Below are 25,399 nucleotides of genomic sequence, written 5' to 3' on the forward strand. Positions count from 1 at the left end.
ATCGGGATGTAGCGCAGCTTGGTAGCGCGCTTCGTTCGGGACGAAGAGGTCGCAGGTTCAAATCCTGTCATCCCGACCAAAAAGGAAATGGCGTCGAGAAATCGGCGCCATTTTTGTTTGTCCGGGGATGCCCTGAGTGCCGCCACGACACGGACGTTCGTCCAAGCCACGCATCCCCGTTGGCGACAGCCACATCCGGGTGTCGCCAACCCGTTTCGGGTTCCGGGGCGAATTTGGGTGTCACCGTCGCACCGCCTGCAAACCCCCGCGTGCAAACCCGAGCACCCGCAGGAACGCAAAAGAAAACCCCGGAGCATCGCTCGTCACGCTCCGGGGTTTTCTTCAGTAATTACTGATTTACATAGGATCCGGCCAGTTGCCGATGGACGACGTCGTGTACGTCGTGTCACCTGACGTGGTGGTGGACCTCATAGGATCGGGCCAGTTGCCAATAGCACTTACCGAGCCGGAGTCTGCCGCTGCAGCAGCAGAGACGACTGCGGGAGCCGCAACCGTAAAAGCGAGAGCGCCTGCCAAGGCCACCGAAGCGGCCATTTTCTTGAACATTATGTTCCCCAATGCGAGTCGGATTCGTTACGGAAATTGCACGGTCCCTGTTGACATACATTGTAAAATGTTTTCCACAGAGACTGTCAAGGTTTTGGTGAAAAGACACCTGTAGGAGGACCCCGTGGGAAACGGATTCGGCGAGAAGCTACGTGCCGAACGGCTCGAACGCGGGTTGACGCAGGCAGAACTGGGCAAAAACCTGTATTCCCCGAGCTACATTTCGCTGCTTGAAACAGGTCGTCGCGAGCCTACTGCCGAGGTCATCGAAGAGCTGGCACGCAGGCTCGAGCTAGCGCCCAAGGCGTTGGAAGCCTGGAGCCAACCTGTCTCCGTGAGCGATGCAGAGTACGTGCTGGCTGGCTTGTATGCCCGGCAAGCCTGGGACCTGCGCGACTACCAACTCGCAGCAAGCCATGCAGCGACTGCCGCGCAGATCGCCCTCGAGGCGAAGAACAACAGCGCCTGGTGGAATATGACCTACATGCAGGCCGAGTGTGTGATGAAGCAAGGCCAACTCAAGGAATGCCAGCAAATTGTCGAACATTTGTTGGAACACCCCATGGCGACGGAATCGGCGGGGCTTGGCGTCCGGGCATGGCAGATGCTTGCCGCAGTCTGTCACGGACAAGGTCAGCTGGCCACCGCCGTCGAGCATGCAAAGAAAGCTGTGCAACTGTCCGAACAGCTGCCCAAGGGATCCACGCTGATTATCGGCGCGCACCGGGCGTTGATCGGCGCCCTCGCGGAGAGCGGCAAGCTTGACGAAGCATGGGAGTACTGCCTGACCATGATCGAGCACATGGACGAGCACTCCATGTCCCAGCTGGCCGGCGAGGTCGCGTGGGTGGTGGGCAACGTTGCTTTCATGCGACACGACTACGTTGAGGGCATCAAGCACCACGAGCGCGCGGCAAAGCTGCTCTCCCCTGCCAACGACATCGAACTGTGGGCCCGATTCAACAAGGCATCGGCCGCTGTCAGGTTGTCGTCCGGCATTGTTGAGCCCGAAACCCTGTCCGCAATTGAACGTGCCGAGCTGGCGTTGTCCATCGTCGGGGGAAACAAGACGGACCAGCTGGAAGTAGCTTTCATCCGCGCACGCTGGCTCTACCTGACGGGCGATATTCCGGCCGCGGTGGACAAGCTTCGCGAGATCTACAAGGACCGCAAGGTATTGGCCCGCCACACGGCTGGAGAGGTCTCGCTGTTGCTGGGGAAGTCCTTGAAGGCAGCAGGTGAAACCACGGAGGCCCTGCACTATCTGGAAGAGGCCCAGCACGACTTCAGTGCAGCCGGCGCCTCGGACCGGGTACAGCAAGCCATGGATGCTGTCCTGGAGATCCGCCTGGCGGAACGCCGCGCCGCTGCATCACACCCGGAAGCGCACTCCGAAGCAAGCTAGCCAACCACGAAAACACACAAAAAGCCCCGGACCAGTGGTGAACTTGAACTGGTCCGGGGCTGTTTTGGTGCAACTTAGGCGAACGTCCGCCCTGTGAGTTTCTCGTAGGCTTCCACGTAGCGGGCACGGGTGCGCTCCACGACTTCAGCGGGCAAGGCCGGCGGAGGCGTGTCCGAGGACTTGTCCCAGCCGGACTCGGCCGAGGTCAGCCAGTCACGGACGTACTGCTTGTCATACGAGGGCTGCGACTGGCCCGGCGCATAAGTGGATGCGTCCCAGAAACGGGAGGAGTCCGGGGTGAGGACTTCGTCGCCCAGCGTGATGATGCCCGTGTACGTGTCGAGGCCGAACTCCACCTTGGTGTCGGCAAGGATGATGCCCCGTTCGCGGGCGATCTCCTCAGCGCGGGTGTAGATCTTCAGCGTGAGTTCGCTGAGGCGGGCGGCGATGTCGTCACCGACTATGGCCACGACGTCGTCATAGGTAATGTTGACGTCGTGCTCGCCGACGTCGGCCTTGGCAGAGGGCGTGAACAGTGCCTTCTCCAGGCGGGAACCGTCAACAAGCCCGTCGGGAAGCGGGATGTTGCAGACCGTACGGGAGTGCTTGTACTCCTCCAGCCCGGAACCCGTGAGGTAGCCACGGGCGATGCACTCCACCGGGAACATCTCCAGCTTCTTGCAGATCATGGCCCGGCCCTCGACGGCGGCCGGAACGCCACCCTCAACCGTGGAGGCCAGCACGTGGTTCTCAACATCCAGCTGATCGAACCACCACAGGCTGAGCTGCGTCAGTATGCGGCCCTTGTCAGGGATTTCGCTGCTCAGGACGTGGTCGTAGGCACTGATGCGGTCGCTGGCAACCACCAGTACGCACTCCTGGCCGACCTTTTCAGTGATGGATTCATCCGTGGGGACGTAGAGGTCGCGAACCTTGCCGGAATAGACGTGCGTCCAGCCCGGAAGCTGCAGGGTCTCGGTTTTGAAACCGCCTGTGGGGAGCGAATCAGTCATGCTCAGGCCTGTACTTTCGGGAGGGTTCCGGTTGCTGCGTAGGGCACTCGGATTTCACCGCGGGCGGCCTTGCCTCCGATATCCGTACGGAACTGCGAGCCTTCAAGCTGAACCAGCTCAACGCCGTCGTACGCTTTTTCGCGGGCCTCCACCAGATCGGAACCGAGCGCGACCACTGCGAGAACGCGACCGCCGGCCGAAACCACTTTGCCTTCCTCATCCAGCTTGGTGCCGGCGTGGACAACGTGGACGCCTTCGAGCTCGTCCACCTTCTTCAGGCCGCGGATGCGATCCCCTGTGCGGGGAGTATCCGGATAGTTTTCGGCGGCCACGACGACGGCGACTGCCGTGTCCTTGGACCAGCGCAGCTCCTCTGCGGTGTCCAGTTCGCCCTTGGCAGCTGCCAGGAGCAGCGCACCGAGCGGAGTCTTGAGTCGGGCGAGGACTGCCTGGGTCTCGGGGTCGCCGAAGCGTACGTTGAACTCGATGACGCGCGTACCGCGCGAGGTGAGTGCAAGGCCGCAGTACAACACGCCGATGAAGGGCGTGCCGCGGCGTGCCATCTCATCCACGGTTGGCTGGGCGACGCGGTCGATAACTTCCTGGACCAGGCCTTCGGGAGCCCACTCGAGCGGCGTGTAGGCGCCCATGCCACCAGTGTTCGGGCCTTCGTCGTTATCGTAGATGCGCTTGAAGTCCTGCGCCGGAGACAGGGGAACGGTGGTGCGTCCATCGCAGAGGACGAACAGGGAAACTTCGGGGCCGTCGAGGAATTCTTCGATGACAACTGTTCCGCCAGCGTCGAAGCAAGCCTGCGCATGCGCGAGGGCTTCCTCGCGGTCGTTGGTGACCACAACGCCCTTGCCTGCGGCGAGGCCGTCGTCCTTGACAACGTGCGGAGCGCCGAACGTAGCCAGGGCGTCGGCGGCTTCCTCTGCATTGGTGGCAACGCGCGCCATGGCCGTGGGAACGCCAGCCTCAGCCATGATCTGCTTGGCGAAGGCCTTGGACGCTTCGAGCTGGGCTGCTTCCTTGCTCGGTCCGAAGACCGGAATCCCGGCGGCACGGACGGCGTCGGACACACCGGCGGCCAGGGGAGCCTCCGGACCGACGACAACCAGGTCTACGCCCAGCTTGGTGGCGAGCGCGGACACGGCTTCCGGGTTGTTCCCGTCAATTGCGTGCGTGGGAACGAGTTTGCTGATGCCCGCGTTGCCCGGGGCAGCGTGGACCTCGGAAACGTTGGGATCTTCAAGCAGAGAGCGGACAATGGCGTGTTCGCGGCCGCCTGGGCCAATGACGAGTACCTTCACAGTCTTCAAGGGTACTTTGTGTAGGGCGCGGGGCCTAAGCTGTGTCGGTTCCCCGGCAACGGATGACTGGATCCGGGACCGCGCCCGGACCTCGCATGTGACCAGGGAACACAGCGGACGCGCCCTAGACTGGCCTCATGCCCATGAGTTCGCATGAAACGTTCAACGTTGAGTCCGCCGTCGAACTGGCAGTCATCGAGCGCAGTGGCTTTATCGAGTCCCGGCACATCGGTGCTGCCGTCGTCCTTGCCGGTGACGGAAGCGTAGTCACCCGGCTGGGTGACATCGATGCTCCCATCCTGGCCCGCTCCACCCTGAAACCATTCCAGGCCCTCGCAGCCATGCAGTCCGGCGTCCCGCTTCGGGGCGCACAGGTGGCTGTGGCCTGCGGAAGCCACACCGGTTCACTGGACCACATGGACGTGGTGGAGGGAATGCTCAAAGCGGCCGGTGTCCGCGAGGATCAGCTTCAGTGCCCCACCGCATGGCCACAGGATGAAACCGCCCGCAATTGGCTGGTCCGTTCCGAACGCGGCCAGAGCAGGCTTGCGTTCAATTGTTCCGGGAAGCACGCGGCTTTCCTGTGGGCCTGCACGGAAAACGGCTGGGATCTTCGCAGTTACCTTGAGCCGAATCATCCGTTGCAGCAGCGCGTGCGGACCGTGATCGAGGAATACAGCGGCGAAACGATCTCGCATTTGGGCATTGATGGCTGCGGAGCACCCGTTGCGGCGATTTCGCTGACTGGACTGGCCCGGGCGTATTCACGTCTGGCTAAATCACCGGGCGATTCCTCCTCGAACGCACGCGCCGCAACCATCGCCACGTCCATGCTGGACTACCCGTGGGCGGTCCAGGGCAAAGGCGAGTCGAACACGATCGTCATGGAAGAGCTGGACATCCTGGCCAAGATCGGCGCCGAAGGGATTCTGGTCCTCGCCACTCCCACCGGCGCAACCGTGGCCGTCAAGATGCTGGACGGCAACCTCCGCGCTACGTCCCTGGTGGGCTTGACCCTGCTTGCCGTAAGCGGCGCGGTAGATATTCCCGCGGTTTCCAACGTCCTGGAACGCGTCGTGGAACCCGTGCTCGGCGGCGGGCGTCCAGTGGGCAAGATCCGCTTGGGCCACGCCGTATCCGCGATGCTCGACTGAGTCACCTAGTTATATAAGGAAAGAAACCATGGCAGTTGCACGACGCCGCATCGACGTCAACGAGGGCCGCGCTGCGCTGGCAGCCTGGCAATCCGCCGTCGGCCCCTCAACTGGAGGTCCCTCAGCTGGAGGCCCCTCGGGTGAAGGCGCCTCCGGCGAAACCGGCGCCGCACCGCCGTCGCGCTCTTTGATTGCGCTGGCCGTGCGCTACTCGCTCGAGGAAGTCACCGCCCGCGCGCCCGGCAATTCGGTGGAGGTCCGCGTGCCTCCGTTCGGCGTCACTCAGTGCGTGGAGGGGCCCCGTCACACCCGCGGCACTCCCCCAAACGTCATAGAGTGCGACGCCGCCACCTGGCTTGAGTTGGTTACCGGCCGGATCTCGTGGGGAGACGCCGTTTCGGCTGGCCGCGTTGCCGCGTCCGGACTACGCGCGGACCTCTCGGAACTGCTTCCTCTCTAACGGCTTTGCGTACAGCCAATGCCCTCAAGACGGCGTCTTGAGGGCATTGGCTGTACACAAACTGTGGAGTTAGTCAGGGCAAACCGGGGTGGTTGGTTGCCCTGGCTTGCTCATCTCGAATTGCGGGATTTCGTCCGACGTTGGACCTCCACGGAATTTCGGTGAGGGGTGGTGGCCTTCGCTGAGGCGTTCGAGCTCCTGTTCCTCGAAGACTTCCTCCTGGCCCAGCATGATGGCTGAATCCTCGTTGGTAATCTCGCCATTGAAGGCACGGACCATGACGCTGCGGTCGAACTGGCCCTCCCACTTGGCTACAACGAACGTGGCTACGCAGTTGCCAAGCAGGTTGACGACGACGCGCATGGAGTCCATGAGGCGATCGGCTCCGAGGAGGAGTGCTACGCCTGCAACCGGGAAGATGCCAAGGGCGGCAGCCGTGGCCGAGAGAGCCAGGAACGATGAGCCCGGGACGCCCGCCATGCCTTTGGACGTCAGGAGCAGCACACCCAGTGCGGCCAACTGCTGACCGAGGTCCAGGTGGTGGCCGAACGCCTGGGCAAGGAAGAGCAGGGAGATGGAAAGGTAGATCGCTGCGCCGTCAAGGTTGAAGGAGTAGCCGGTGGGAACCACCAGACCGGTGGTTGCCCGGGAACAGCCAGCGTTGGTCAGCTTGGTCATGATGCGCGGCATGACCGCTTCAGTGGAGGCCGTGCCGAGTGCGAGCAGGAATTCCTCGCGGGTGTATTTCAGGAACTGCCACAGCGGAACACGGGCGAAGCCCCAGGCCACAAGGAACAGCAGGCCGATGAAGACGACGGCCGCTCCGTAGCAGGATGCGATCAGAAGCGCATACGTGCCCAGCGTGCCAAGCCCGTACTGGCCAATGATGAAGGCCATGGCACCGAAGGCACCGATCGGAGCGACCTTCATGATCCAGGACATGATCTTGAAGATCAGCTCCAGAACAGTCTCCATGAGGCTGATCACCGGCAGGCAGCGCTGGCGGCCAATGACCACGATCGCGGCACCGAAGAAAACGGAGAAGAAAAGCACCTGGAGCAGGCTGTTGTTGGCGAAGGCGCCGATCACACTGGTGGGGATGACGTCCAGCAGGAAGGTCGCCGCATCCTTGGGAACCGCGTGGCCGGTCTTTGCGTCCACGGCTTCCTGGGAAAGCGTGGAGGGATCGATGTTCAGGCCGGCACCCGGCTGGACGATGTTGCCCACGATGAGTCCGAAGACCAGGGCGAAGAGAGTGGCGCAGGTGAAGTACAGGAGTGCTTTGACTCCGACCCTTCCGACCGCCTTGACGTCGCCGACTGCCGAGATGCCCGTGACGATCACGAGGAAAATCAGCGGGGCGATGATCATCTTGATGAGTTGAATGAATCCATCACCCAGCGGCCGGAGGGTGGACCCGAGGTTCGGCCAGAAATGACCGATGAGCACACCTGCGACGACGGCGATCAGGATTTGAAAAAAGAGCGACTTATACAGTGGCTTCTTCTTCAGCGGGGCCGAACTCGCCTTCAGCGCCGCAGAGTCTGGGATCTTCATTGATCTGAACCAATCAGTTGGGAACAGCCCCACATTTGGGGGTTGTTTAAAAATGTAAGCCCGCTCACATCATTCCGCAAGGGGAAATTGAATTTCCATATTGCGGAAAGTCACATTTGGATGGGAAGCCCTACTCCCGTGCCTTCCTGACCCCTTTGGCAAGGAAAAACCCACGACACGCCCAAAATATGGGCGTGTCGTGGGCAGAGTAAAAGCAAAGAGGGTCAGGACGACACACTCAAGACCAGGTGACCTAGCCGCGGCCTATGAACGGCATGCCCGCGGCTGTCACCACCAGGGAACCAACGTTGGCCGACGCCGGCATGTTGGCCATCATCAGCACAGCACGGGCAGCGTCCGCCACGGGGAACATCGGCTCCACCTTCCGTGACCCATCGGCCTGGAGGGCACCGGAACCAACGCCGATGGTGTCCATGATCTCGGTGCGGGTGTTGCCGATGTCTATCTGTCCGCAGGTGATGCCGAAGTCGCGGCCATCCAGCTCGATGCTCTTGGTCAGGCCGCTCATCGCGTGCTTCGTCACCGTGTACGCAACAGATCTGGGCCTGGGGGAATGCGCAGAGATGGAGCCGTTATTGATGATGCGTCCGCCTTGGGGATCCTGGGCCTTCATGGTCCTCACGGCCTCAGCGGCGCACAGCATGGAGCCCGTGACATTGACGCGCAACGTAGCCTCCCACTGATCGACGTCGATCTCGCCAACATCGCCGGCTGGTCCGAAGATGCCGGCGTTGTTGAATAGCACATCAACGCGGCCCCAGCGTTGCCGCACCTCCGCGAAAAGGCGCGCGACGTCGTCGGGCTCTGTCACATCGCATGGCGCCACCAGGGCATCCGGATGGTTGTCCGCAGTCTCCAGCAACTGCGCTTCGCGACGCCCTGCCAACGCCACACGGTAACCATCAGCGAGCATGAGGCGGGCTACGGCCCGCCCAATGCCGGAACCGGCACCGGTCACGACGGCGACCCTCGGGTCTGCGGGCGGGCGTGGGTCAGTCATGTGGTGGCCTTTCGGGAAATCGCCTTAAGCTTCTGTAACCAGCGTCAGCTTCTGTAACCCGCGTCAGCGAGCGGCCTCCGCGGGCTGCTCTGCAGTGGGCTGGGCTGCTGTTATCGGCCAGCCTATGACAGTCTTCGGACGCGGCGTTGCATAGGTACGGACTTTGGACGTGCTGAGGCCGAGCCGGACCAAGGATTCAGCGATGGTGACGGCCGCAGCCACACCATCAACAACAGGCACGCCGGCGCGCTGCCGGATCTGCTCGTCGAGGCCAGCCATGCCACCGCAGCCAAGGACAATCACCTCAGCCTTGTCCTGCAGGACAGCTTGCTCGGCCTGGCCCACGATCGCTTCGACGGCTCGGTCCGGGTGCTCCTCGAGTTCCAGTACAGCCATACCGCTGGCGCGGACCGAGGCACAGCGTGCCTCCAGCCCGGCAAGCTTGAGGCGGTCCTCAATCAAGGGGACGGCACGGTCCAACGTAGTAACGACCGAGTACTTATGGCCAAGGAACATCGCAGTGCTGGCAGCAGCCTCGGTGATATCTACCACCGGGACATCCAGGAGCTCCTGCAACCCCTCCCGGCCGTGCTCGCCGTAGCCTGCCTGGATGACGGCGTCGAAAGGTTCGGGATAGTTGACCACAGCATCCATGACAGCGATCGCGGCAAGGTAGCTCTCGAAGTTGCCCTCGCAGGAGTCGGCACCAAAGCGTGGAGTGATGCCAACGATCTCAGTGCCGGGGGCGGCAGCAGCCCGGGCCTGAGCGGCGATCGAATCGGTCATGGACTGTGTGGTGTTCACGTTTGCAACAAGGATGCGCATGGTTTCCTCTGTATCAGTGCGTGCTGGCGACAGCGATTGGTTCGCCGGAGACGTCCTCGTGGGCCTGCTTCTTGTCAGCAACAGCGAAGTACGTGAGCGCAGCGACGCCGGCTCCGATGAACCACGCGAACGGTGCCGCGGGAGCTAATCCTGGAATGAAGGCGATGGCGATGGCCAAGGCAGCTGCGGGGAGCATGGCAATGATGGCCTTGGGGTTCACGCCCCGCTTGTAGAAGTATGCGCCCTTGGGATCATCGGTATAGAGCTCGGGAACGTTGACCTTGCCCCGACGGACCAGCCAGTAGTCGGCCATGACCACTCCGAACAGCGGGCCGAGCAGGGCGCCCAGGCCACCAAGGAAGTACACGATGACGATCGGGTTGTTGTAGAGGTTCCACGGCAGGATGATGAGGCCAATGGTGCCGCTGACCCAGGCCGCTTTGCGGAAGTTCAGGTGCCGCGGGAAGAGGTTGGTCAGTGCATAAACGGGTGCTACGAAGTTGGCCATCAGGTTCACGGCGATGGTCAGGATCAGCAATGCAAGGCAAGCCAGGACGAGCAACAGAGTATTGGGGATGCTCTGGACGATGTCCGACGGGCTCTCGATGACTGTGCCATTGATCTTGTACTGTCCACCGGCCATGACAACCACGATTGCACCGAATACCAGCATGTTGATGGGGATGCCCCAGAAGTTGCCCTTGACGATGGACTTCCTGGACACAGAGGACCTGGTGAAATCGCAGAAATTCAGGACAAACGTTCCGTAGATCGAAACCCACAATGCCCCACCAGCGAAGATGGTGAGCCACATATCGGCGCCTTCGAGTCCCTTGATGCCGCTCCACTGGATGGCTCCGCCGGCCTCGATGAAGACCCACACGGCAATCGCTGCCATGGTCACCAGGATGATGGGACCTGCGAAGGCCTCATATTTACGGATCATCTCCATGCCGAAGCTGACAATGACCAACTGAATTATCCAGAGAGCCACGAAGGAGAGCCAGCCCAGCGTTGAAAGGCCCAGGATCGAGTTGCTGTCCAGATCCTTCAGGCCCGGGGCCATGGCGACGAGCATGACGCGAAGCACCACTGATGCCAGGTATGTCTGGATCCCGAACCAAGCGACAGCCACGGCGCCACGGACGAGGCTGGCGATCTGCGCACCGCGGATGCCGAAGCTGATGCGGCTCATGACGGGGAACGGAACGCCGGTCTTCTGGCCCATGAATCCGGAGAAGTTCAAGAGGGCGAAGAGCAGGGTAGCCCCAATTCCCAGTGCCACCAGGATCTGCCAGCCACCTAGACCGAGCGAGAACAAACCAATGGCGAAGGCATAGTTACCCAGGCTGTGGACGTCATTGGCCCAGAGGGTAAAGATGCTGTAGCTCGTCCACTTGCGGCCTGCGGCCTTGGTGGGTGCGAGGTCAACGTTGTAAAGACTCGGGCTGATGGTACGGCCTGCGGCTTCGGAAGCAATAGCGCAAAGGTCCGTGTTGCCCACGGCCGGGTGGTTGGGCCCACCTGCTGTTGTGTCTCCCGGAGTCTCAGTGACGCCGACTGATGAAGTCGTCTGCATCGTGGATCTCCACTTCGTACTGCTTCCACAAAGCGGAAACAAGTTATTGAATAGTGAAAGTACTCTATGACTCAGGTCACGTCACGTCAAGGCGTCACAAGTGTATGGAGGGTCACATTCGGTTGATTGGGCCCGCCTTTCCCAGTTGACTGTTGCGGTTACGTAATCCGTGTTGACGCTGCCCATCGGCAGACGTAATCTCGAATTGCAGAATTTTATTCTCACAATACGAAATTCCTTGAGCGCCCCCACAGAGCAAGCGCCCAGACATTCAATGAAGAGAGGTTGGACGTGGCTGCAGGAGAAGAGACCTCACACATCCTCAGCGGGTTGACTGCCCAGCTGCCTGATCGTGATCCGGAAGAGACCGCGGAGTGGATTGAGTCCCTTGATGCGTTGATCGCGGAGCAGGGCACGGAGCGTGCCCAGTACATTATGCGTTCGTTGTTGCAGCGTGCTGGTGCCCGGTCGGTGGGTGTGCCGATGGTGACGACCACTGATTATGTGAACACGATCCCGGTGGACCAGGAAGCGGAGTTCCCCGGGAACGAGGAGTTCGAGCGCCGGTACCGTGCGTACATGCGCTGGAACGCCGCGGTCATGGTCCACCGTGCGCAGCGGTCCGATATTGGGGTGGGTGGGCATATTTCCACCTACGCGGGCGCGGCGACCTTGTACGAGGTCGGGTTCAACCATTTCTTCCGCGGCAAGGACCACCCCTCGGGCGGGGACCAGGTGTTCTTCCAGGGACACGCGTCCCCGGGCATGTACGCCAGGGCGTTCATGGAAGGCCGCCTCTCGGAAGAGGACCTGGACGGGTTCCGCCAGGAAAAGTCCAAGGAAGGCCACGCCCTCTCCTCCTACCCGCACCCCAGGTTGATGCCGGACTTCTGGGAGTTCCCGACCGTGTCCATGGGCATCGGGCCGATGAACGCGATCTACCAGGCCCAGTCCAACCGGTACCTGCAGGGCCGGGGCATCAAGGACACCTCCGACCAGCAGGTCTGGGCGTTTTTGGGCGACGGGGAAATGGACGAGCCCGAGTCCCGCGGGTTGCTGCAGCTGGCAGCGAACGAGAACCTGGACAACCTGAACTTCGTGATCAACTGCAACCTCCAGCGCCTGGACGGGCCCGTGCGGGGCAACGGGAAGATCATGCAGGAACTCGAAGCGTTCTTCCGCGGCGCGGGCTGGAACGTGATCAAGGTCGTCTGGGGCCGGGAATGGGACTCCCTGCTGGAAAAGGACACCGACGGGGCGTTGGTGAAAATCATGAACGAAACCCCCGATGGTGACTACCAGACCTACAAGGCCGAGTCCGGCGGGTTCGTCCGGGACCACTTCTTCGGCAAGAACCCCCGCACCAAGGACATGGTCGCGGACCTGAGCGATGAACAGATCTGGGGCCTCAAACGCGGCGGGCACGATTACCGCAAGGTCTACGCCGCGTACAAGGCAGCGGTGGAGTTCAAGGGCAAACCCACCGTGATCCTGGCCAAAACCGTCAAGGGCTACGGCCTGGGCCCGCACTTCGAAGGCCGCAACGCCACCCACCAGATGAAAAAGCTGACCATGGAAGACCTCAAGGCCTTCCGTGACCACCTGCGCATCCCCATCACCGATGACCAGCTCGACGCGGACCTCTACCGGCCCCCGTACTACCACCCCGGCATGGACGCCCCGGAAATCAAATACCTCATGGAACGCCGGGCAGAACTTGGCGGGTTCGTCCCCGAACGCCGCCGCACCCACACCCCCGTCACCCTCCCCGAGGCCAAGTCCTACGAAGTCGCCAAACGCGGATCGGGCAAACAACAAGCCGCGACCACCATGGCCTTCGTCCGGCTCCTGAAAGACCTCATGCGGGATAAGAACTTCGGTGCCCGGTTCGTGCCCGTCGTCCCGGATGAATCCCGCACCTTCGGCATGGACGCGTTCTTCCCCACCGCGAAAATCTACAACCCCAAGGGCCAGAACTACCTCTCCGTGGACCGGGACCTCGTCCTGGCCTACAAGGAATCCCCCGCCGGGCAACTGATCCACCCCGGCATCAACGAAGCCGGCGCCGTCGCAGCGTTCACCGCCGCCGGAACCTCCTACGCCACCCACGGCGAACCCCTGGTCCCGATCTACGTGTTCTACTCCATGTTCGGCTTCCAACGCACCGGAGATTCCTTCTGGGCCGCCGCGGACCAAATGACCCGCGGCTTCATCATCGGCGCCACCGCAGGACGAACCACCCTCACCGGCGAAGGACTCCAACACGCCGACGGGCACTCACCCCTGCTGGCCTCCACCAACCCCGCCGTGAAAACCTACGACCCCGCCTACGGCTACGAAATCGGCCACATCATCCGCCACGGCCTCGAACAAATGTACGGACCCGACGCTGACGCGCAAGGCATACAAACCGCGTCAGATAAAAACGTGATGTACTACCTCACCGTCTACAACGAACCCATCACCCAACCCGCCGAACCGGAAAACCTGGACATCAACGGGCTCCTCAAAGGCATCTACCGCCTCGCCCCCGCCCCGGAAAACACCACCGGCAACGGCAACCGGCCCACCGCGAACATCCTCGCCTCCGGCGTGTCCGTGCCCTGGGCCCTGGACGCCGCCCGGATCCTCAACGACGACTGGGGAGTCGCCGCCGACGTCTGGTCCGTGACGTCCTGGAACGAACTCCGACGCGACGGACTCGCCGCCGAAGAACACGCCTTCCTCAACCCCGGCCAACCCGCCCGCACCCCGTTCATCACCGAACAACTCGCCGGCACCACCGGACCCGTCATCGCCGTGTCCGACTACATGAAAGCCGTCCCCGACCAAATCCGCCAATTCATCCCCAACGACTTCGCCTCCCTCGGAGCAGACGGCTTCGGCTTCTCCGACACCCGCCAAGCCGCCCGCCGCTACTTCAAAAACGACACCCACTCCATCGTCGCCAAAACCCTGCAGATGCTGGCGGCGAGGGGCGAAGTCGAGGAGGGTGCGCCGTCGTACGCTATTGACCGCTACAAGCTGCTCGATGTGAACGCGGGCACCACCGGCGGAGCAGGCGGAGACGCCTAGCAACCCACGGATAACAGGGCATAAAAACAGTTGGCGGCAGTGTTCATGATGAACACTGCCGCCAACTGTATTTGCGGTGTTACCGGGAAGCTCAGGTACCCAGATTCCTGCGGTCTACTACGAATCCGGTTGCCGCGTTTTCGCGGACTGCGTTGATACCGGCCACGACGGCCTTCAAATTGGGAAATTGTGGTGACACTGCCACAACTGTGCCGTCATCGGCTGTGAGTCGAAACCTGAACGTATTCGTCCCGGCGTTGAGTATTTCGAAACTGCCCGCCATCTTCCCCTTTTCCTCCACGCATCATTGCATTAGAGCTGATTTCAACAATTCCCTACCGACAATAATGGCCGTCGGAACCTACCAACAGACCTACTGAGGAGTAGTTTGCAACCGATTTTGGTAGATGTCCCGGAAAGCTCCGAGGAGGCTACAGACCGCGTGCATGCCCGCGCGTATCGTGAGGATATGACTGGATCCGGCGTGGCGCCCACCACGGGTGTCCTGCTTGCTGCGGGGGCTGGCACTCGCTTGGGCCGCGGGCCCAAAGCGCTGCTCCCCTACCGCGGCCGCACGCTGGTTGAGGTGCTCGCCGATACGCTGTTCGACGGCGGCTGCCGGGAGGTCGTGGTGGTGGTTGGGGCCGAGGCGGACCGCGTTCGAAGCACCACGGATCTACGGACGTACAAGGTGGTCGAGAACGAAAATTGGGCTAAGGGCATGGCCGGCTCTTTCCGTGCAGGAATCGAGGCAGCCTCACCGGGACACAGCATCATGGTGGCTCTGGTGGATCAGCCCGGGTTAACCCCGACGGCGGTCAGCAGGTTGCTGGGCAGCCACCGTCCGGGTCGGGTCACGGCGGCCGCATACCCTGACGAGTCAGGCCGCCTTAAGCGTCGGCACCCGGTGATTATCGACGTCGGGCTCCGATCCCAAGCGGCGGAAGCCGCGAATGGTGACACGGGGGCGCGATCTTTCCTCAAGGCGCATCCAGGTTTGGTGGACCTGGTGGATTGCAGTGACCTTTGCTCCGGCGAAGACCTGGATACGAAGGACCAGCTGCACCTTCTGGAGGACTGACAACCCCACGCGCCCGGATGTCACCCAAGTAAGTCGCATTTGTGCGCGTTTAGAAGGCTCAAAACGCGCACAAATGCGACTCAGTTGGGTATCAGCGTGCGGTCACAGAGGGCCAGGTAGATTTTGTCGCGGGCGATGGGCAGTTCGCCGAAACGGATTCCGGTGGCGTTGCGGATGGCATTGGCCAACGCGGGTGCCACGGGGTTGAACGGGCTCTCGCTCATGGACTTGGCGCCGAGGGGACCGGTGCTGTCATTGGTTGTTGCGAAATAGACCTCGCTCCGCGGCACGTCCGCGAATGACGGAATGTGATACTGCCGGAGGATATCGGTGGTGACGTGTCCGGCGTCGTCCACTTTCACTTCCTCATACAGCACCGCACCCAGCGCCTGTGCGATGCCGCCTTCGATCTGCCCACGGCACTGCCGCGGGTTCACCACAACGCCGGCATCTGCTGCCTGCACGCTCTGCAGGATCCGCAGCTCACCCGTTCCCGTATTAACGGCAACCCGGAAACCGTGCACATTGAATGCCACTGACCGCGGCGTTCCTCCCCAGTTGCCATCGGTGGCGAGGCGAACGCCTTGGAGACGGGCGGCATCGAAAATCTCCTTGAGCGGAACCACACGGTCCCCGCACTCGACAGCTCCGTCCACCAAACGGCAATCCGTTAATGCAGCGCCCGTCAATGAAGCCGCAACGGTCTGGATCCTTGTTGCGAGCTCAAGGGCCGCACCGAGCGTGGCCTTGCCGGCCACCACGGTGCCGGCCGAGCCGAACGCGCCCGTATCGTGCTCCACGAGGTCCGTATCTGACTGACGGACGGTAATTTTTGAGGCGGCCGTTGCCAGCGCCGTCGCAGCCAGTTGCGCATGAACGGTTGTGGTGCCGTTCCCGAACTCCGCAGTACCGACATCGACGGCGAACCTTCCGTCCGCTTCCAGGCTCACCCTCGTGTGGGCGAAGTGGCCTCGCGGCGGGACGGTATCGATCATGGACAGGGCAGAACCTTCTCCGACCACCCAATCAGGTCCGAGGTCGTCCAGCCCGGCGGCACGGTAGCGCTCCTTGCCACGGTCCAGGGCATCCCGAACCAAGGCCACGCACTGGTCCAGACCGTAACTACCGTAGTGGACGTCTTCCTCGGGCTCGGGCGTAGTAGACAACATGTGGTCACCCGGCCGGACCATGTTCCTGAGCCGGAACTCCAAGGGATCCATGCCAATACCGATGGCAAGTTCGTCGATGGCAGACTCGATCGCGAAGATCATCTGGCTCAGCCCATACCCGCGGAAGGCTCCGGCGGGAACGGTGTTGGTGTAGACGGCCTTCGCGTCCACTTTCTTGTTGCCGCATTTATAGACAGCCAACGATTCCCCACAACCATGGAACATCACACCGGGCGCATGGTTTCCGTAAGCTCCGGTGTTGGTGATGACATCCAGTTGAAGCGCGGTCAGGTATCCGTCCCGGCTGGCCCCAGCCTTGAGATTAATGGTGAAGGGGTGCCTCGTGGTGGCGGCCATGAACTGCTCAGTCCGGGTGAACTCCACCTGGACCGGCCGCTTGAGCGTGAGGGCCGCCAAGGCGACCAGATCCTCGGTGAGGACCTCCTGTTTCCCGCCAAACCCACCCCCAACGCGGCCAGCCACCACGCGGACCGTCTCCTCCGGCAGATTGAACAACCTCGCCAATGTGCGCTTTACCAGGAAGGGAACCTGCGTGGAGGAACGGACAACCAGTCTGCCTTCCTCATCCAGCCACGCGATGGACGCGTGGGTTTCCATTGCAACGTGCTGAACCCTTTGCGTCTTGTACGTGTGCTCATGGATGAAGTCGGCTGCCGCGAAGCCGTCGGCCACGCTGCCCAGCTCGGCGTGGACCTCGGCCACCACATTTTCCAATGGCCGGGAAATCCGGGAGTAGGCCCCGTCCTTGTCCCCATGAATTGCGGGAGCGCCAGGAAGAATTGCCTCCTGAGGCGTGAATACTGGCTCCAGAAGTTCGTACTCCACAGCAAGCGCCCGGGTTCCGGCCTCGGCAGCGCCAACGGACTCCGCCACGACTGCGGCAACGCGCTGGCCGATGAAGCGCACCACGTTGTCCAGCACACGGGTGTCGTCGGGATCGTCCGTGAAGTGTTCGTGCTGGGCAGTGGAGAACAACTGCGCTGGTCCATCTTCGTGCGTAAATACGGCGACGACGCCAGGAACTGCCAGAGCCGCAGTCTTGTCAATGGACACGATCCGGGCGTGTGGATGCGGCGAACGCAGGAGCTTGAGGTGCAGTAGTCCGGGAAGCTGCTCGCCCGGGACATCCAGGGTGTACCGGGCAGTTCCGGTAACCACGGCTTGGCCTGCGGGTGCGGGCACATTGTCCCCAAGCTGGCCGGGCGTGGCTTCCACAGCGGCAGGCGACTTGGCCCCGGAAACGTCGGCTCCGGCGTCGTGCGCGTGCCCGCCATCATGACCGCAAACAGCGTCAGCGATGGAGCGGTAGCCGGTGCAACGGCACAGATTGCCCTTGAGATTGCGGGGCAGGTTGGCACGTTGCTCGTCGTCAAAAGTGGCTGCCGTCATGACCATTCCAGCGGTGCAGAAACCGCATTGGAACCCCTGGGCTTCAAGGAACTGCTCCTGCACAGGGTGAAGGCTTTCTCCGTTGGAGAGGCCTTCGATCGTGGTGACCGCTTTGCCATCGGCGCGAACCGCCGGATAGATGCAGCTGTGGACGGGGGTGCCGTCGACGTGCACAGTGCACGCGCCGCAGTCACCGCCGTCGCAGCCCTTCTTAACGCCGAAGTTTCCCTGTTCCCGTAGGAAAGTGCGCAGGCATTGGCCGGGGCGGGGTGTGGCCTCAGAGGCAGCGCCGTTGATCTCAATTGCCATGGGGGGCCTCCTTCTGCGGGTTGTTGTTTGCGCGTTGCGTGGATGGTTGCGGTGAGGTGGCGTGCGGCGGCCAGAAATCGCCTGACACGACCATCGACTCGCCCAGTAGCTCGGCCCGGATTTCCTCCGCCAGCTTGAACGTCATATCGCGGCGCCATGCGGGAAGCCCATGGATGTCATCGTGGTACAGCGGCCAGGGAATGGAATCCCCGACGGCGTCTGCCAGCATCCCGGCGTCGGGAACCTGCCCGGCGGGGAACCGTAGTTGGACGGGCCTTTTGGTGGAGGCGGTGACGGTGATGACCAAGCCGCCCTCGGCGTCGAGGCGTCCGATGAGCAGCACGCCGGAGCGTCCCAGATTGCTCAACGACAAGCGCCTGAAAGCCACCCGTGCCGAGAGCGCCTCAGCGGGGAGGTGAATGCTGCGGAGCAATTCCCCGGAGGCCAGGACATTCTGCATATCCCCGGTAACGAAGTCGGACACAGGCAGGCTGCGGCTGCTGCCATCCGGGCTCTGGATGGATGCCATGGCATCGAGTCCGGCAGACAAGGAAATCATGGGGCCAGCGGGCAAGGACGTGCAGAGGTTGCCGCCCACCGTGGACATGTTCCAGATCTTGAAGGATGCCACGAAGGAGTCGCAGCAAGGACGAATCAATGCCAAGGCGGGCCACTCGTGGTTGGCTATTTCCGCGGACGCCGGTAATGCGTAGAGCTCGGCAACGGTGCAAGTTGCTGCGAGCTCAATGCCTTGATCGGTGACAGTAATGGCTGGCCAACCCGCCTGGCCCAAATCAAGGAGACGCTTGAGCACGGTGCTTCCGTAGGAGAAGAGGACGGTTCCTCCGGCGAGCCAGGCATCGCCATCGCGCCATTGAGAGGGATCCGTGGTGGGAACCACGGCCTCGATGGTGTTCATGTCCATGGGTCCTCCTGAGTGAGGTGTTGAGGTGCTGGGTGAATCGGGCCCGTGCTGTCCTTCAGCGAGGGGAAGCCTGTGGCTGCGCGACTGGTGGTTTTGTGACCGGTGGCTTTGTGGATGGTGACTTTGTGGTCGCGAGCTCCGCGTTCGGCGATAATCTCTGCCGTGATGGAGACTGCGACTTCGGCTGGTGTCACTGCACCAAGGTCCAATCCGATCGGGGAATGGAGCCGTCCCAGTGCTTCGGCAGGCGTGCCTGCTTCGAGCAGGGCCTCAACCCGTTGCCGGTGGCTACGACGCGAGCCCATTGCGCCGACGTAAGCCAGGTTTAGGCGAAGAGCTGTTTCAAGCAGGGGAATGTCGAACTTTGGATCGTGGGTCAGGACGCACACCACGGTCCGGGCGTCGATCCGTCCGGCCGCTGCTTCGGCTTCCAGGTAGCGGTGCGGCCAGTCGGTGACCACTTGGTCCGCACCGGCGAAGCGGGTCTGCTGGGCGAACGCAGCGCGTGCATCGCACAGGGTGACGTTGTAGCCAAGCAACTGTCCGGCGGGGAGCAACGCGGCGCCGAAGTCGTTGGCTCCGAAAATCAGCATCCGCGCAGCCGGCAAGCGGCTTTCCACGAACAAGGTGATGGGCTGCGGTTCTTCCTCTTCACGGGGAGGAGCCGCCAACCTCTCAGCGGTCACCCAGCCATCGATGCAGCCCTCGGGTGCTGCCAGGCGGACCAAACCCGTGCGTCCGCCTTGGAGCAGCGGCTCAATCTGGGCCGCGGCAGCCATCAGGGTGGCGGGATGATCGTCCACCAACCGGGCCAGTTGGGTTGATTCCATGGCGCGGAACCGAACAGGATCATCGACGACCACCACTCCCCCGCCGCCACCGAGCCTGCGGATGAGCGCCCGGGCCGTGGGTTCGTTTGATATAGCGATATCGAAGAGGGCCATTTCGCCGGACTCGCTACCCAGTGGCTGGATATGGACTTCCAGTTCTCCTCCACAGGTGAGTCCGACGGCGAACGCGTCCTCGGCACTGTAGCCAAAAGACTCAAGGCGTGGGCCGCCGTCGCGCATGGCTTCCAGGGCTGCCTCAACGACGGCCCCTTCCACGCAACCGCCGGACAAGCTGCCCAGGATTTCGCCGTTTTCGGAGACCATCATGGAAGTCCCCATGGGTCGCGGCACTGAGCCGCCGGTCCCTACAATCGTGGCCACAGCGCATCGTTGGCCAGAGACCGCAGGCCGCCAGCTGCCCAGCGAAGGCATCAGATCCAGCATGGCAACACGTCCTTTTTCCAGGTGTCCCGGCCAGGTGGCCCGGCCGGAGCAGTGCGCGATCTTGCCCTCATAATCTCATTTCCAGAAGGTCTTGAGGGGTAGTCGCGGCTATTGAATAGGAGTTCACAGGAGTGGGGCAGGGCTTCATCTCCCTGCCCCACTCCGTAGCGGAGCAACAGCACCCGTTCCTGAATCAACAGGACCGCCGCCCGCCGTCGTGCCTGTTCCCAAAGGACCACGACGGTGGACGCCTATTCGCGCGGTGGGTGCGGATGGACCGCCGTTCGAAGTGCCGGATATGGGCCCGCCGGCGCGGGGTGGGGCACCGGGCTAGACGCCCATCAAGGCGTTGATCGGGCCACGGGCGAAGTAGATGATGAAGCCCGCGGTGACCACCCACATGAGCGGATGGACTTTCTTGGCCTTGCCCGACGCCGCGCTGATCACCGCGAAGGAGATGAAGCCGACTCCGATGCCATTGGCGATGGAGTAGGTCAGCGGCATCGTCACAATGGTGAGGAACGCTGGCAACGCGATAGCGAACTTGGTGAACTTGATCTCGCGGATTTGCGCCATCATCATCGCGCCCACCACCACCAGTGCTGATGCAGCCACTTCCAGCGGGACAACCGAGGTGAGCGGCGTGAAGAACATTGAACCCAGGAATAGCAGGCCAGTGATAACGGAGGCCAGCCCCGTCCGGGCGCCCTCGCCGATTCCTGCTGCGGAGTCGATGTACACGGTGTTGGAGGAACCGGACGTTGCGCCACCTACCACCGCGCCCATGCCTTCAACGATGAAGGCTGATTTCAGCTTGGGGAACGTACCGTCCTTGTGTGCAACACCTGCGCTCTTGGCCAGGCCAGTCATGGTGCCCATGGCGTCGAAGAAGTTGGTGAACACCAGGGTGAAGACCAACATGGTCGCAGCCAATCCGCCGATCCTGGCGAACGAACCAAAGAGGTCGAACTGGCCTACCAGGCTGAGATCCGGGACGGACACCAGCTGGCTGGACAGGATTGGCACGTTGAGGTGCCAACCGCCGGGGTTGTCGGCGCTGCCTGGACCAATGTGGAACACGGCCTCGGCTACAGCTGCGAGGACTGTTGTGGCGACGATGCCAATCAACAGGCCGCCTTGGATCTTGCGTGCCACGAGGATACCCATGACCAGCAACCCGATGATGAAGACGAGGGTTGGGATGGAGGTGATGGAACCATCCGTGCCGAGCTGGACCGGCGGCCCGCCCTTGGTGGGGCGGACAAAGCCGGAGTCGACGAAGCCGATAAAGGCGATGAACAGGCCGATGCCAACGGTGATCGCGGCCTTGAGTTCCTTGGGGACTGCCTTGAAGATCGCCGTGCGGGCACCGGTGGCGCCGAAGAGGACGATCAGGATGCCGTTGATGACCACCAGGCCCATGGCTTCTGGCCATGTGACTTCCTGGATGACAGCGACGGCGAGGAAGGAATTGATGCCCAGGCCGGCCGCGAGGCCGAAGGGAAGGTTGGCGACGAGTCCGAAGACGATGGTCATGACGCCAGCGGTCAGGCCAGTCACTGCACCTACCTGTGCTGCGGAGAGCCAGCCGCCCGCCACATCCACCGGGGCGTTGTCTGCCGAGAAGCCGCCCAGGATGAGCGGGTTGAGGATGACGATGTACGCCATGGTGAAGAACGTGACCAGGCCGCCGCGGAATTCCCGGGCGAGCGTGGAACCACGCTTGGTGATCTGGAAGAACTTATCCAGGAAGGAGTTCGACACCGGCGGCTTGCTGTTGCCGGTTGCCGTGTGCTTTGCGTTTGCCGCTGTGGGCTCTGCGCTCTTGCCTCCGTTGGGGAGGAGCGCAGCCTGCTTTTCAGCTGCGGTCTGCATTTCTGCGGGATCCAGGATTGTCATGTCAGCCACCGGGCCCTAGTAGTCGATCCTGGAATCAAGCGTGTTCCATGTGGTGAACGGCTGGAGGGCCGCCGGAGCCTGGGGGTCGCCCAGTTCCAGCTTGGCTACCGGCATCAGCGCGTCCCGGTTGTCGTTCTCGAAGTACTCGTAGAAGACGGCATCATCGAAGCCCACGGACGCGGCGTCATGACGGTCTGCGGCAAAGAACACGCGGTCAATGCGTGCCCAGAGTGCGGAAGCCAGGCACATGGGGCATGGCTCGCAACTGGTGTAGAGGGTTGCTCCGCTCAGATCGAAGGTCCCCAGCTCGCGGCAGGCGTTACGGATGGCCGTGACTTCTGCGTGTGCGGTGGGATCGTTCGTGGCGGTGACGCGGTTGACGCCTTGGAAGGCTTGTCCGTCCGCGGTAACAATGACGGCGCCGAAGGGGCCTCCACTGTTGAGGACATTGGCTGTTGCCAGCTCAATGGATGTGGCCAGGAATTGCTCGGCCGTGACGGTTGTACTCATGTTGCGACTTCCTTAGTGCTGAGGAAGCCAGGTGACCTGTTGGGGGCGCTACGGAGCGGAGCTCAGTTAGCTTGGTTACCAGGCTTCAGCATGTGCGATGAAGGTTAAGTTGCGCCTGGTAGATAGCTTCCCGAGGTCCGGGTGCCCGCCTTTGGCAGTTAGAGCGTAGCACCACGTTTGTGAGCCGCGCCATAGTTTTTTGAAAATTTAATTTCGTCATACGAGATTTTTTAGTGGCAGCCGTATGTGACCGAGGGTCGCCCGCGAACGTTGACGGCCGACGTCGGGCATTTTAGGCTTTTCGGACCGGACGCACTTTATTGGCCTCCGGCTCCTGGATCAGCAGACAGGGCCTAACTGAGCTGGAACGCGTGCACGCCGACCAGACAAGGAACCTGTCATGACCCCTCTTTGGATCAAGAACCCGCTGGGTATCTTCACCGCAAACGACCTCGACGCCGGTAACGGCCTGGTGGTCTCCGACGGGAAAATCGTGGAGCTCGTGCCTACGGGCGGGCAGCCTTCGTTGCCGTGTTCCGTCTTTGATGCCTCCGACCACGTGGTTCTGCCCGGGCTCATCAACACCCACCACCACTTCTACCAAACGCTGACCCGCGCCTGGGGTCCGGTGGCCAACGCTCCGCTTTTCCCATGGCTGCAGAACCTGTACCCCGTGTGGGCGCGGTTGACGCCTCGCAGCCTTGAACTTGCGGTGCAGGTTGCACTGGCCGAGCTGCTGCTTTCCGGCTGCACCACCGCCGCCGACCACCACTATCTCTTCCCGGACGGCATGGAAGACGCCATCGATATCGAAGTAGCCGCGGTGCGCTCCATGGGCATGCGGGCAACACTCACCCGCGGATCAATGACGTTGGGAGAGGACGACGGCGGGCTGCCGCCCCGGACCACGGTCCAGTCACCCGAGGTGATCCTTGCGGACAGCGAACGGCTGATTCGTGAGTACCACGAGGCCGGCGATGGGGCATCAGTGCAGATCGCATTGGCGCCTTGCTCCCCCTTCTCAGTGACCAAGGAGATCATGGCCGAGAGCGCAGCCCTCGCTGAACGCTACGACGTCCGGCTGCACACACACCTCGCAGAGACCATCGACGAGGAAGACTTCTGCCGCTCCATGTTTGGGCTGCGGACCGTGGATTACCTGGAGTCAGTTGGCTGGTTGGGATCCCGCACGTGGCTTGGACATGGCATCCACTTCAACGACGACGAGATCGCCAGGCTGGGAGCCGCTGGCACCGCCGTCGCGCATTGCCCAACCTCCAACATGCGCCTCGCATCCGGGACAGCGCGAGTGCTGGAACTTGAAGCCGCTGGCGTTCCAGTGGGCCTGGGAGTGGACGGCTCGGCGTCAAACGATGCTTCCAACATGATCCTCGAGGCCCGCCAGGCGCTATATCTGCAACGACTCCGATACGGTGCTTCGGTTCCTGTTTCCCGTGCGCTCGGCTGGGCGACGCGTGGATCCGCCGCTGTTCTTGGCCGCTCGGACATCGGGCAGTTGGCTCCGGGCCTTCAGGCAGACCTTGCCCTGTTCAAGCTTGACTCGTTGAGGTTTTCCGGAAGCCACGACCCCGTCGCCGCCCTGCTGCTCTGCGGGGCGGACCGGGCAGACCGGGTCATGGTGGGTGGTTCCTGGCGCGTGATTGATGGAGCTATTCCCGGTTTGGACGTCGCCGGCCTCATCGCTGAGCACTCGGCTGCGGCGAGGAAGCTGGTGGCGGGGTAGGTTCTGGCTTCGTTGGTGTGGCGCCCGTTGGGGTAGCGCCCGTTTCGATGCTCCCCTGCACGTTAGACGGTAGGAGTCGTCTAGCGTGCAGGGAGTCGTCTAGTCGGCGATGAGTCGGATCGCCGGAGCGCTCGGAGCACACGAATCTTGAACTCCTGCTCTTGAAACAAATCCCGCCACTTGATGCGAATGAACGTCCAACCCTCCTCCGTAAGGGCTTTCTCGCGCTGCCGCTCCTGGAAGATGACCTCATCGGTGGGCTCATAGTCGAAGTACTTCATCCGGCCATCGAACTCCAGGGCGAGCTTCTGATTGCGCCAGGCAAGGTCAAGACGATGCCGGCCCTCACGCGTCCACACTTCGACTTGGAGTTCGGGTGGTTCGATCTTCAACCGTGCGAGTAGCTCCCGGGTCAACGTTTCGCCTGGAGACTCCGAGCGCGCGTCGGCATTTTCAAGGGCGCGGCGCAAAGCGAGGACTCCATTCCTCCCGGCCAGCGATGCGCACATGTCCCTCAGCTTGCCCACGTCCACGCCTTTTCGGAGAGCATGATCCATGAGGACCAACGATTGCCGGTAGTTCAGCATGAGGCAGCAGTCCACGACAGTTCTCTCCAAGGACGTGCAGGGCATGCCGTCCACGTCGACTACATCTTGAACGTCGAGCCCACGAGTATGGGGAACAACATCACGGCCATGCGAAACAGGCGATGGTGTCGCCTTCTGGGTGATATGCACGCGGTCGTCAACATTCCACAGGAACAACCGATGGAGACGGGCAGCGGAGGTGTGGCTATAGACCAAGCCACCACCCGACGTCGTGAGCGTTCCATGGGCGTGGGAAGCAATCAACTGACGGCTGCGTACCCAGGGCTTCTGGGCCGACCAGGTGCTGCCACGGATGTAGCACCCTCGTCGGAGCCTTACGAGTTCACCCGTTCGCACCAGGGCCGCTATGTCCCGGGCGTTAATCCCCGCTTCATTGAGTTCGGATGTTCGCCACAGATCCATGCTCGCCGGGAGATCAGCCATTTTCGCCATGACACAAGCATTGTCAAGGCCTTAGACCTCGCGACAGGGGTGCCAGGTCGTATGTGGAAAAAGTCCGTT

20 protein-coding genes and 1 tRNA gene are annotated in these 25,399 nt (G+C 62.2%); 7 read left to right on the top strand and 14 right to left on the bottom strand.

Annotation, left to right across the window (positions count from 1 at the left end):
- Positions 1 to 2: 2 nt before the first annotated feature.
- Positions 3 to 79 (top strand) — tRNA-Pro (locus tag LDN90_RS20220).
- Positions 80 to 357: 278 nt separating this feature from the next.
- Here LDN90_RS20220 and LDN90_RS20225 read toward each other — a convergent pair.
- On the bottom strand, positions 358 to 567 hold the full coding sequence (locus tag LDN90_RS20225; protein WP_216927005.1) for a hypothetical protein: 210 nt from the start codon (positions 565 to 567) through the stop codon (positions 358 to 360).
- Between the two features lie 124 nt (positions 568 to 691).
- Between LDN90_RS20225 and LDN90_RS20230 the strand changes: the two genes are divergently transcribed.
- Positions 692 to 1,972, top strand: coding sequence for a helix-turn-helix transcriptional regulator (locus tag LDN90_RS20230; RefSeq protein ID WP_216927004.1), 1,281 nt, complete (start codon positions 692 to 694; stop codon positions 1,970 to 1,972).
- Positions 1,973 to 2,046: 74 nt separating this feature from the next.
- Here LDN90_RS20230 and LDN90_RS20235 read toward each other — a convergent pair whose 3' ends face one another.
- Both LDN90_RS20235 and purD read right to left on the bottom strand, forming a co-directional pair.
- Positions 2,047 to 2,985 carry a phosphoribosylaminoimidazolesuccinocarboxamide synthase gene (locus tag LDN90_RS20235; protein ID WP_223946865.1) on the bottom strand — a complete coding sequence of 313 codons (939 nt, stop codon included), beginning with the start codon at positions 2,983 to 2,985 and terminating at the stop codon, positions 2,047 to 2,049.
- Between the two features lie 2 nt (positions 2,986 to 2,987).
- Positions 2,988 to 4,298 carry a phosphoribosylamine--glycine ligase gene (purD, locus tag LDN90_RS20240; RefSeq protein WP_216927049.1) on the bottom strand — a complete coding sequence of 437 codons (1,311 nt, stop codon included), beginning with the start codon at positions 4,296 to 4,298 and terminating at the stop codon, positions 2,988 to 2,990.
- Positions 4,299 to 4,435: 137 nt separating this feature from the next.
- On the opposite strand from purD, the gene LDN90_RS20245 reads away from it, so the two are divergent.
- Both LDN90_RS20245 and LDN90_RS20250 read left to right on the top strand, forming a co-directional pair.
- Positions 4,436 to 5,452: an asparaginase gene (locus LDN90_RS20245; RefSeq protein WP_216927002.1), complete on the top strand. Its 1,017-nt coding sequence runs from the start codon at positions 4,436 to 4,438 to the stop codon at positions 5,450 to 5,452.
- 28 nt (positions 5,453 to 5,480) lie between these two features.
- Positions 5,481 to 5,912 (top strand): sterol carrier family protein, encoded by a 432-nt coding sequence (locus tag LDN90_RS20250; protein ID WP_216927001.1) that lies wholly within the window; start codon positions 5,481 to 5,483, stop codon positions 5,910 to 5,912.
- 69 nt (positions 5,913 to 5,981) lie between these two features.
- Here LDN90_RS20250 and LDN90_RS20255 read toward each other — a convergent pair whose 3' ends face one another.
- From LDN90_RS20255 to LDN90_RS20270, 4 genes are all read right to left on the bottom strand, one after another.
- Positions 5,982 to 7,469, bottom strand: coding sequence for a cation:dicarboxylase symporter family transporter (locus tag LDN90_RS20255; protein WP_223946866.1), 1,488 nt, complete (start codon positions 7,467 to 7,469; stop codon positions 5,982 to 5,984).
- Positions 7,470 to 7,722: 253 nt separating this feature from the next.
- Positions 7,723 to 8,490 carry an SDR family oxidoreductase gene (locus LDN90_RS20260; RefSeq protein WP_223946867.1) on the bottom strand — a complete coding sequence of 256 codons (768 nt, stop codon included), beginning with the start codon at positions 8,488 to 8,490 and terminating at the stop codon, positions 7,723 to 7,725.
- Positions 8,491 to 8,553: 63 nt separating this feature from the next.
- Positions 8,554 to 9,315, bottom strand: a complete 762-nt coding sequence (locus LDN90_RS20265) for an aspartate/glutamate racemase family protein (RefSeq protein WP_223946868.1) — start codon at positions 9,313 to 9,315, stop codon at positions 8,554 to 8,556.
- 13 nt (positions 9,316 to 9,328) lie between these two features.
- Entirely contained in the window at positions 9,329 to 10,894 is a 1,566-nt protein-coding gene (locus tag LDN90_RS20270; RefSeq protein WP_216926997.1) for an NCS1 family nucleobase:cation symporter-1, read from the bottom strand.
- A gap of 291 nt (positions 10,895 to 11,185) precedes the next feature.
- Between LDN90_RS20270 and aceE the strand changes: the two genes are divergently transcribed.
- Complete coding sequence (gene aceE, locus LDN90_RS20275; RefSeq protein ID WP_223946869.1) at positions 11,186 to 13,969, top strand: pyruvate dehydrogenase (acetyl-transferring), homodimeric type; 2,784 nt, start codon at positions 11,186 to 11,188, stop codon at positions 13,967 to 13,969.
- Positions 13,970 to 14,060: 91 nt separating this feature from the next.
- Here the strand turns inward: aceE and LDN90_RS20280 are convergent, their stop codons facing one another.
- Positions 14,061 to 14,252 carry a YegP family protein gene (locus LDN90_RS20280; protein WP_216926474.1) on the bottom strand — a complete coding sequence of 64 codons (192 nt, stop codon included), beginning with the start codon at positions 14,250 to 14,252 and terminating at the stop codon, positions 14,061 to 14,063.
- Between the two features lie 159 nt (positions 14,253 to 14,411).
- On the opposite strand from LDN90_RS20280, the gene nboR reads away from it, so the two are divergent.
- The gene (nboR, locus tag LDN90_RS20285; RefSeq protein ID WP_216926602.1) at positions 14,412 to 15,050 is read left to right on the top strand and encodes a nicotine blue oxidoreductase; all 639 of its coding nucleotides are present in this window, start codon (positions 14,412 to 14,414) and stop codon (positions 15,048 to 15,050) included.
- 80 nt (positions 15,051 to 15,130) lie between these two features.
- Here the strand turns inward: nboR and LDN90_RS20290 are convergent, their stop codons facing one another.
- From LDN90_RS20290 to LDN90_RS20310, 5 genes are all read right to left on the bottom strand, one after another.
- On the bottom strand, positions 15,131 to 17,938 hold the full coding sequence (locus LDN90_RS20290) for a molybdopterin cofactor-binding domain-containing protein (protein ID WP_223946870.1): 2,808 nt from the start codon (positions 17,936 to 17,938) through the stop codon (positions 15,131 to 15,133).
- Positions 17,928 to 18,863, bottom strand: a complete 936-nt coding sequence (locus tag LDN90_RS20295; RefSeq protein WP_223946871.1) for an FAD binding domain-containing protein — start codon at positions 18,861 to 18,863, stop codon at positions 17,928 to 17,930. Before LDN90_RS20295 ends, LDN90_RS20290 begins: the two co-directional genes overlap by 11 nt.
- Positions 18,854 to 20,137, bottom strand: a complete 1,284-nt coding sequence (locus LDN90_RS20300) for an XdhC/CoxI family protein (protein ID WP_216926477.1) — start codon at positions 20,135 to 20,137, stop codon at positions 18,854 to 18,856. Before LDN90_RS20300 ends, LDN90_RS20295 begins: the two co-directional genes overlap by 10 nt.
- A 330-nt stretch (positions 20,138 to 20,467) precedes the next feature.
- Positions 20,468 to 22,045: an NCS2 family permease gene (locus tag LDN90_RS20305; protein ID WP_223946872.1), complete on the bottom strand. Its 1,578-nt coding sequence runs from the start codon at positions 22,043 to 22,045 to the stop codon at positions 20,468 to 20,470.
- A 6-nt stretch (positions 22,046 to 22,051) separates the two neighbouring features.
- Entirely contained in the window at positions 22,052 to 22,546 is a 495-nt protein-coding gene (locus LDN90_RS20310; RefSeq protein ID WP_223946873.1) for a nucleoside deaminase, read from the bottom strand.
- A gap of 400 nt (positions 22,547 to 22,946) precedes the next feature.
- Between LDN90_RS20310 and LDN90_RS20315 the strand changes: the two genes are divergently transcribed.
- Positions 22,947 to 24,290, top strand: a complete 1,344-nt coding sequence (locus LDN90_RS20315; RefSeq protein ID WP_223946874.1) for an 8-oxoguanine deaminase — start codon at positions 22,947 to 22,949, stop codon at positions 24,288 to 24,290.
- An 80-nt stretch (positions 24,291 to 24,370) separates the two neighbouring features.
- Here LDN90_RS20315 and LDN90_RS20320 read toward each other — a convergent pair whose 3' ends face one another.
- Entirely contained in the window at positions 24,371 to 25,330 is a 960-nt protein-coding gene (locus LDN90_RS20320; protein ID WP_223946875.1) for a type IV toxin-antitoxin system AbiEi family antitoxin domain-containing protein, read from the bottom strand.
- Positions 25,331 to 25,399 lie beyond the last annotated feature (69 nt).

The organism is Arthrobacter sp. NtRootA1 (assembly GCF_019976975.1).
Lineage (GTDB): Bacteria > Actinomycetota > Actinomycetes > Actinomycetales > Micrococcaceae > Arthrobacter > Arthrobacter aromaticivorans.

Coding starts and splice junctions, on each gene's coding strand:
- LDN90_RS20225 (WP_216927005.1), bottom strand. CDS start 567: ATGTTCAAGAAAATGGCCGCTTCGGTGGCCTTGGCAGGCGCTCTCGCT.
- LDN90_RS20235 (WP_223946865.1), bottom strand. CDS start 2,985: ATGACTGATTCGCTCCCCACAGGCGGTTTCAAAACCGAGACCCTGCAG.
- LDN90_RS20245 (WP_216927002.1), top strand. CDS start 4,436: ATGCCCATGAGTTCGCATGAAACGTTCAACGTTGAGTCCGCCGTCGAA.
- LDN90_RS20250 (WP_216927001.1), top strand. CDS start 5,481: ATGGCAGTTGCACGACGCCGCATCGACGTCAACGAGGGCCGCGCTGCG.
- LDN90_RS20255 (WP_223946866.1), bottom strand. CDS start 7,469: ATGAAGATCCCAGACTCTGCGGCGCTGAAGGCGAGTTCGGCCCCGCTG.
- LDN90_RS20260 (WP_223946867.1), bottom strand. CDS start 8,490: ATGACTGACCCACGCCCGCCCGCAGACCCGAGGGTCGCCGTCGTGACC.
- LDN90_RS20265 (WP_223946868.1), bottom strand. CDS start 9,315: ATGCGCATCCTTGTTGCAAACGTGAACACCACACAGTCCATGACCGAT.
- LDN90_RS20270 (WP_216926997.1), bottom strand. CDS start 10,894: ATGCAGACGACTTCATCAGTCGGCGTCACTGAGACTCCGGGAGACACA.
- LDN90_RS20280 (WP_216926474.1), bottom strand. CDS start 14,252: ATGGCGGGCAGTTTCGAAATACTCAACGCCGGGACGAATACGTTCAGG.
- LDN90_RS20290 (WP_223946870.1), bottom strand. CDS start 17,938: ATGGCAATTGAGATCAACGGCGCTGCCTCTGAGGCCACACCCCGCCCC.
- LDN90_RS20295 (WP_223946871.1), bottom strand. CDS start 18,863: ATGGACATGAACACCATCGAGGCCGTGGTTCCCACCACGGATCCCTCT.
- LDN90_RS20300 (WP_216926477.1), bottom strand. CDS start 20,137: ATGCTGGATCTGATGCCTTCGCTGGGCAGCTGGCGGCCTGCGGTCTCT.
- LDN90_RS20310 (WP_223946873.1), bottom strand. CDS start 22,546: ATGAGTACAACCGTCACGGCCGAGCAATTCCTGGCCACATCCATTGAG.
- LDN90_RS20315 (WP_223946874.1), top strand. CDS start 22,947: ATGACCCCTCTTTGGATCAAGAACCCGCTGGGTATCTTCACCGCAAAC.
- LDN90_RS20320 (WP_223946875.1), bottom strand. CDS start 25,330: ATGGCGAAAATGGCTGATCTCCCGGCGAGCATGGATCTGTGGCGAACA.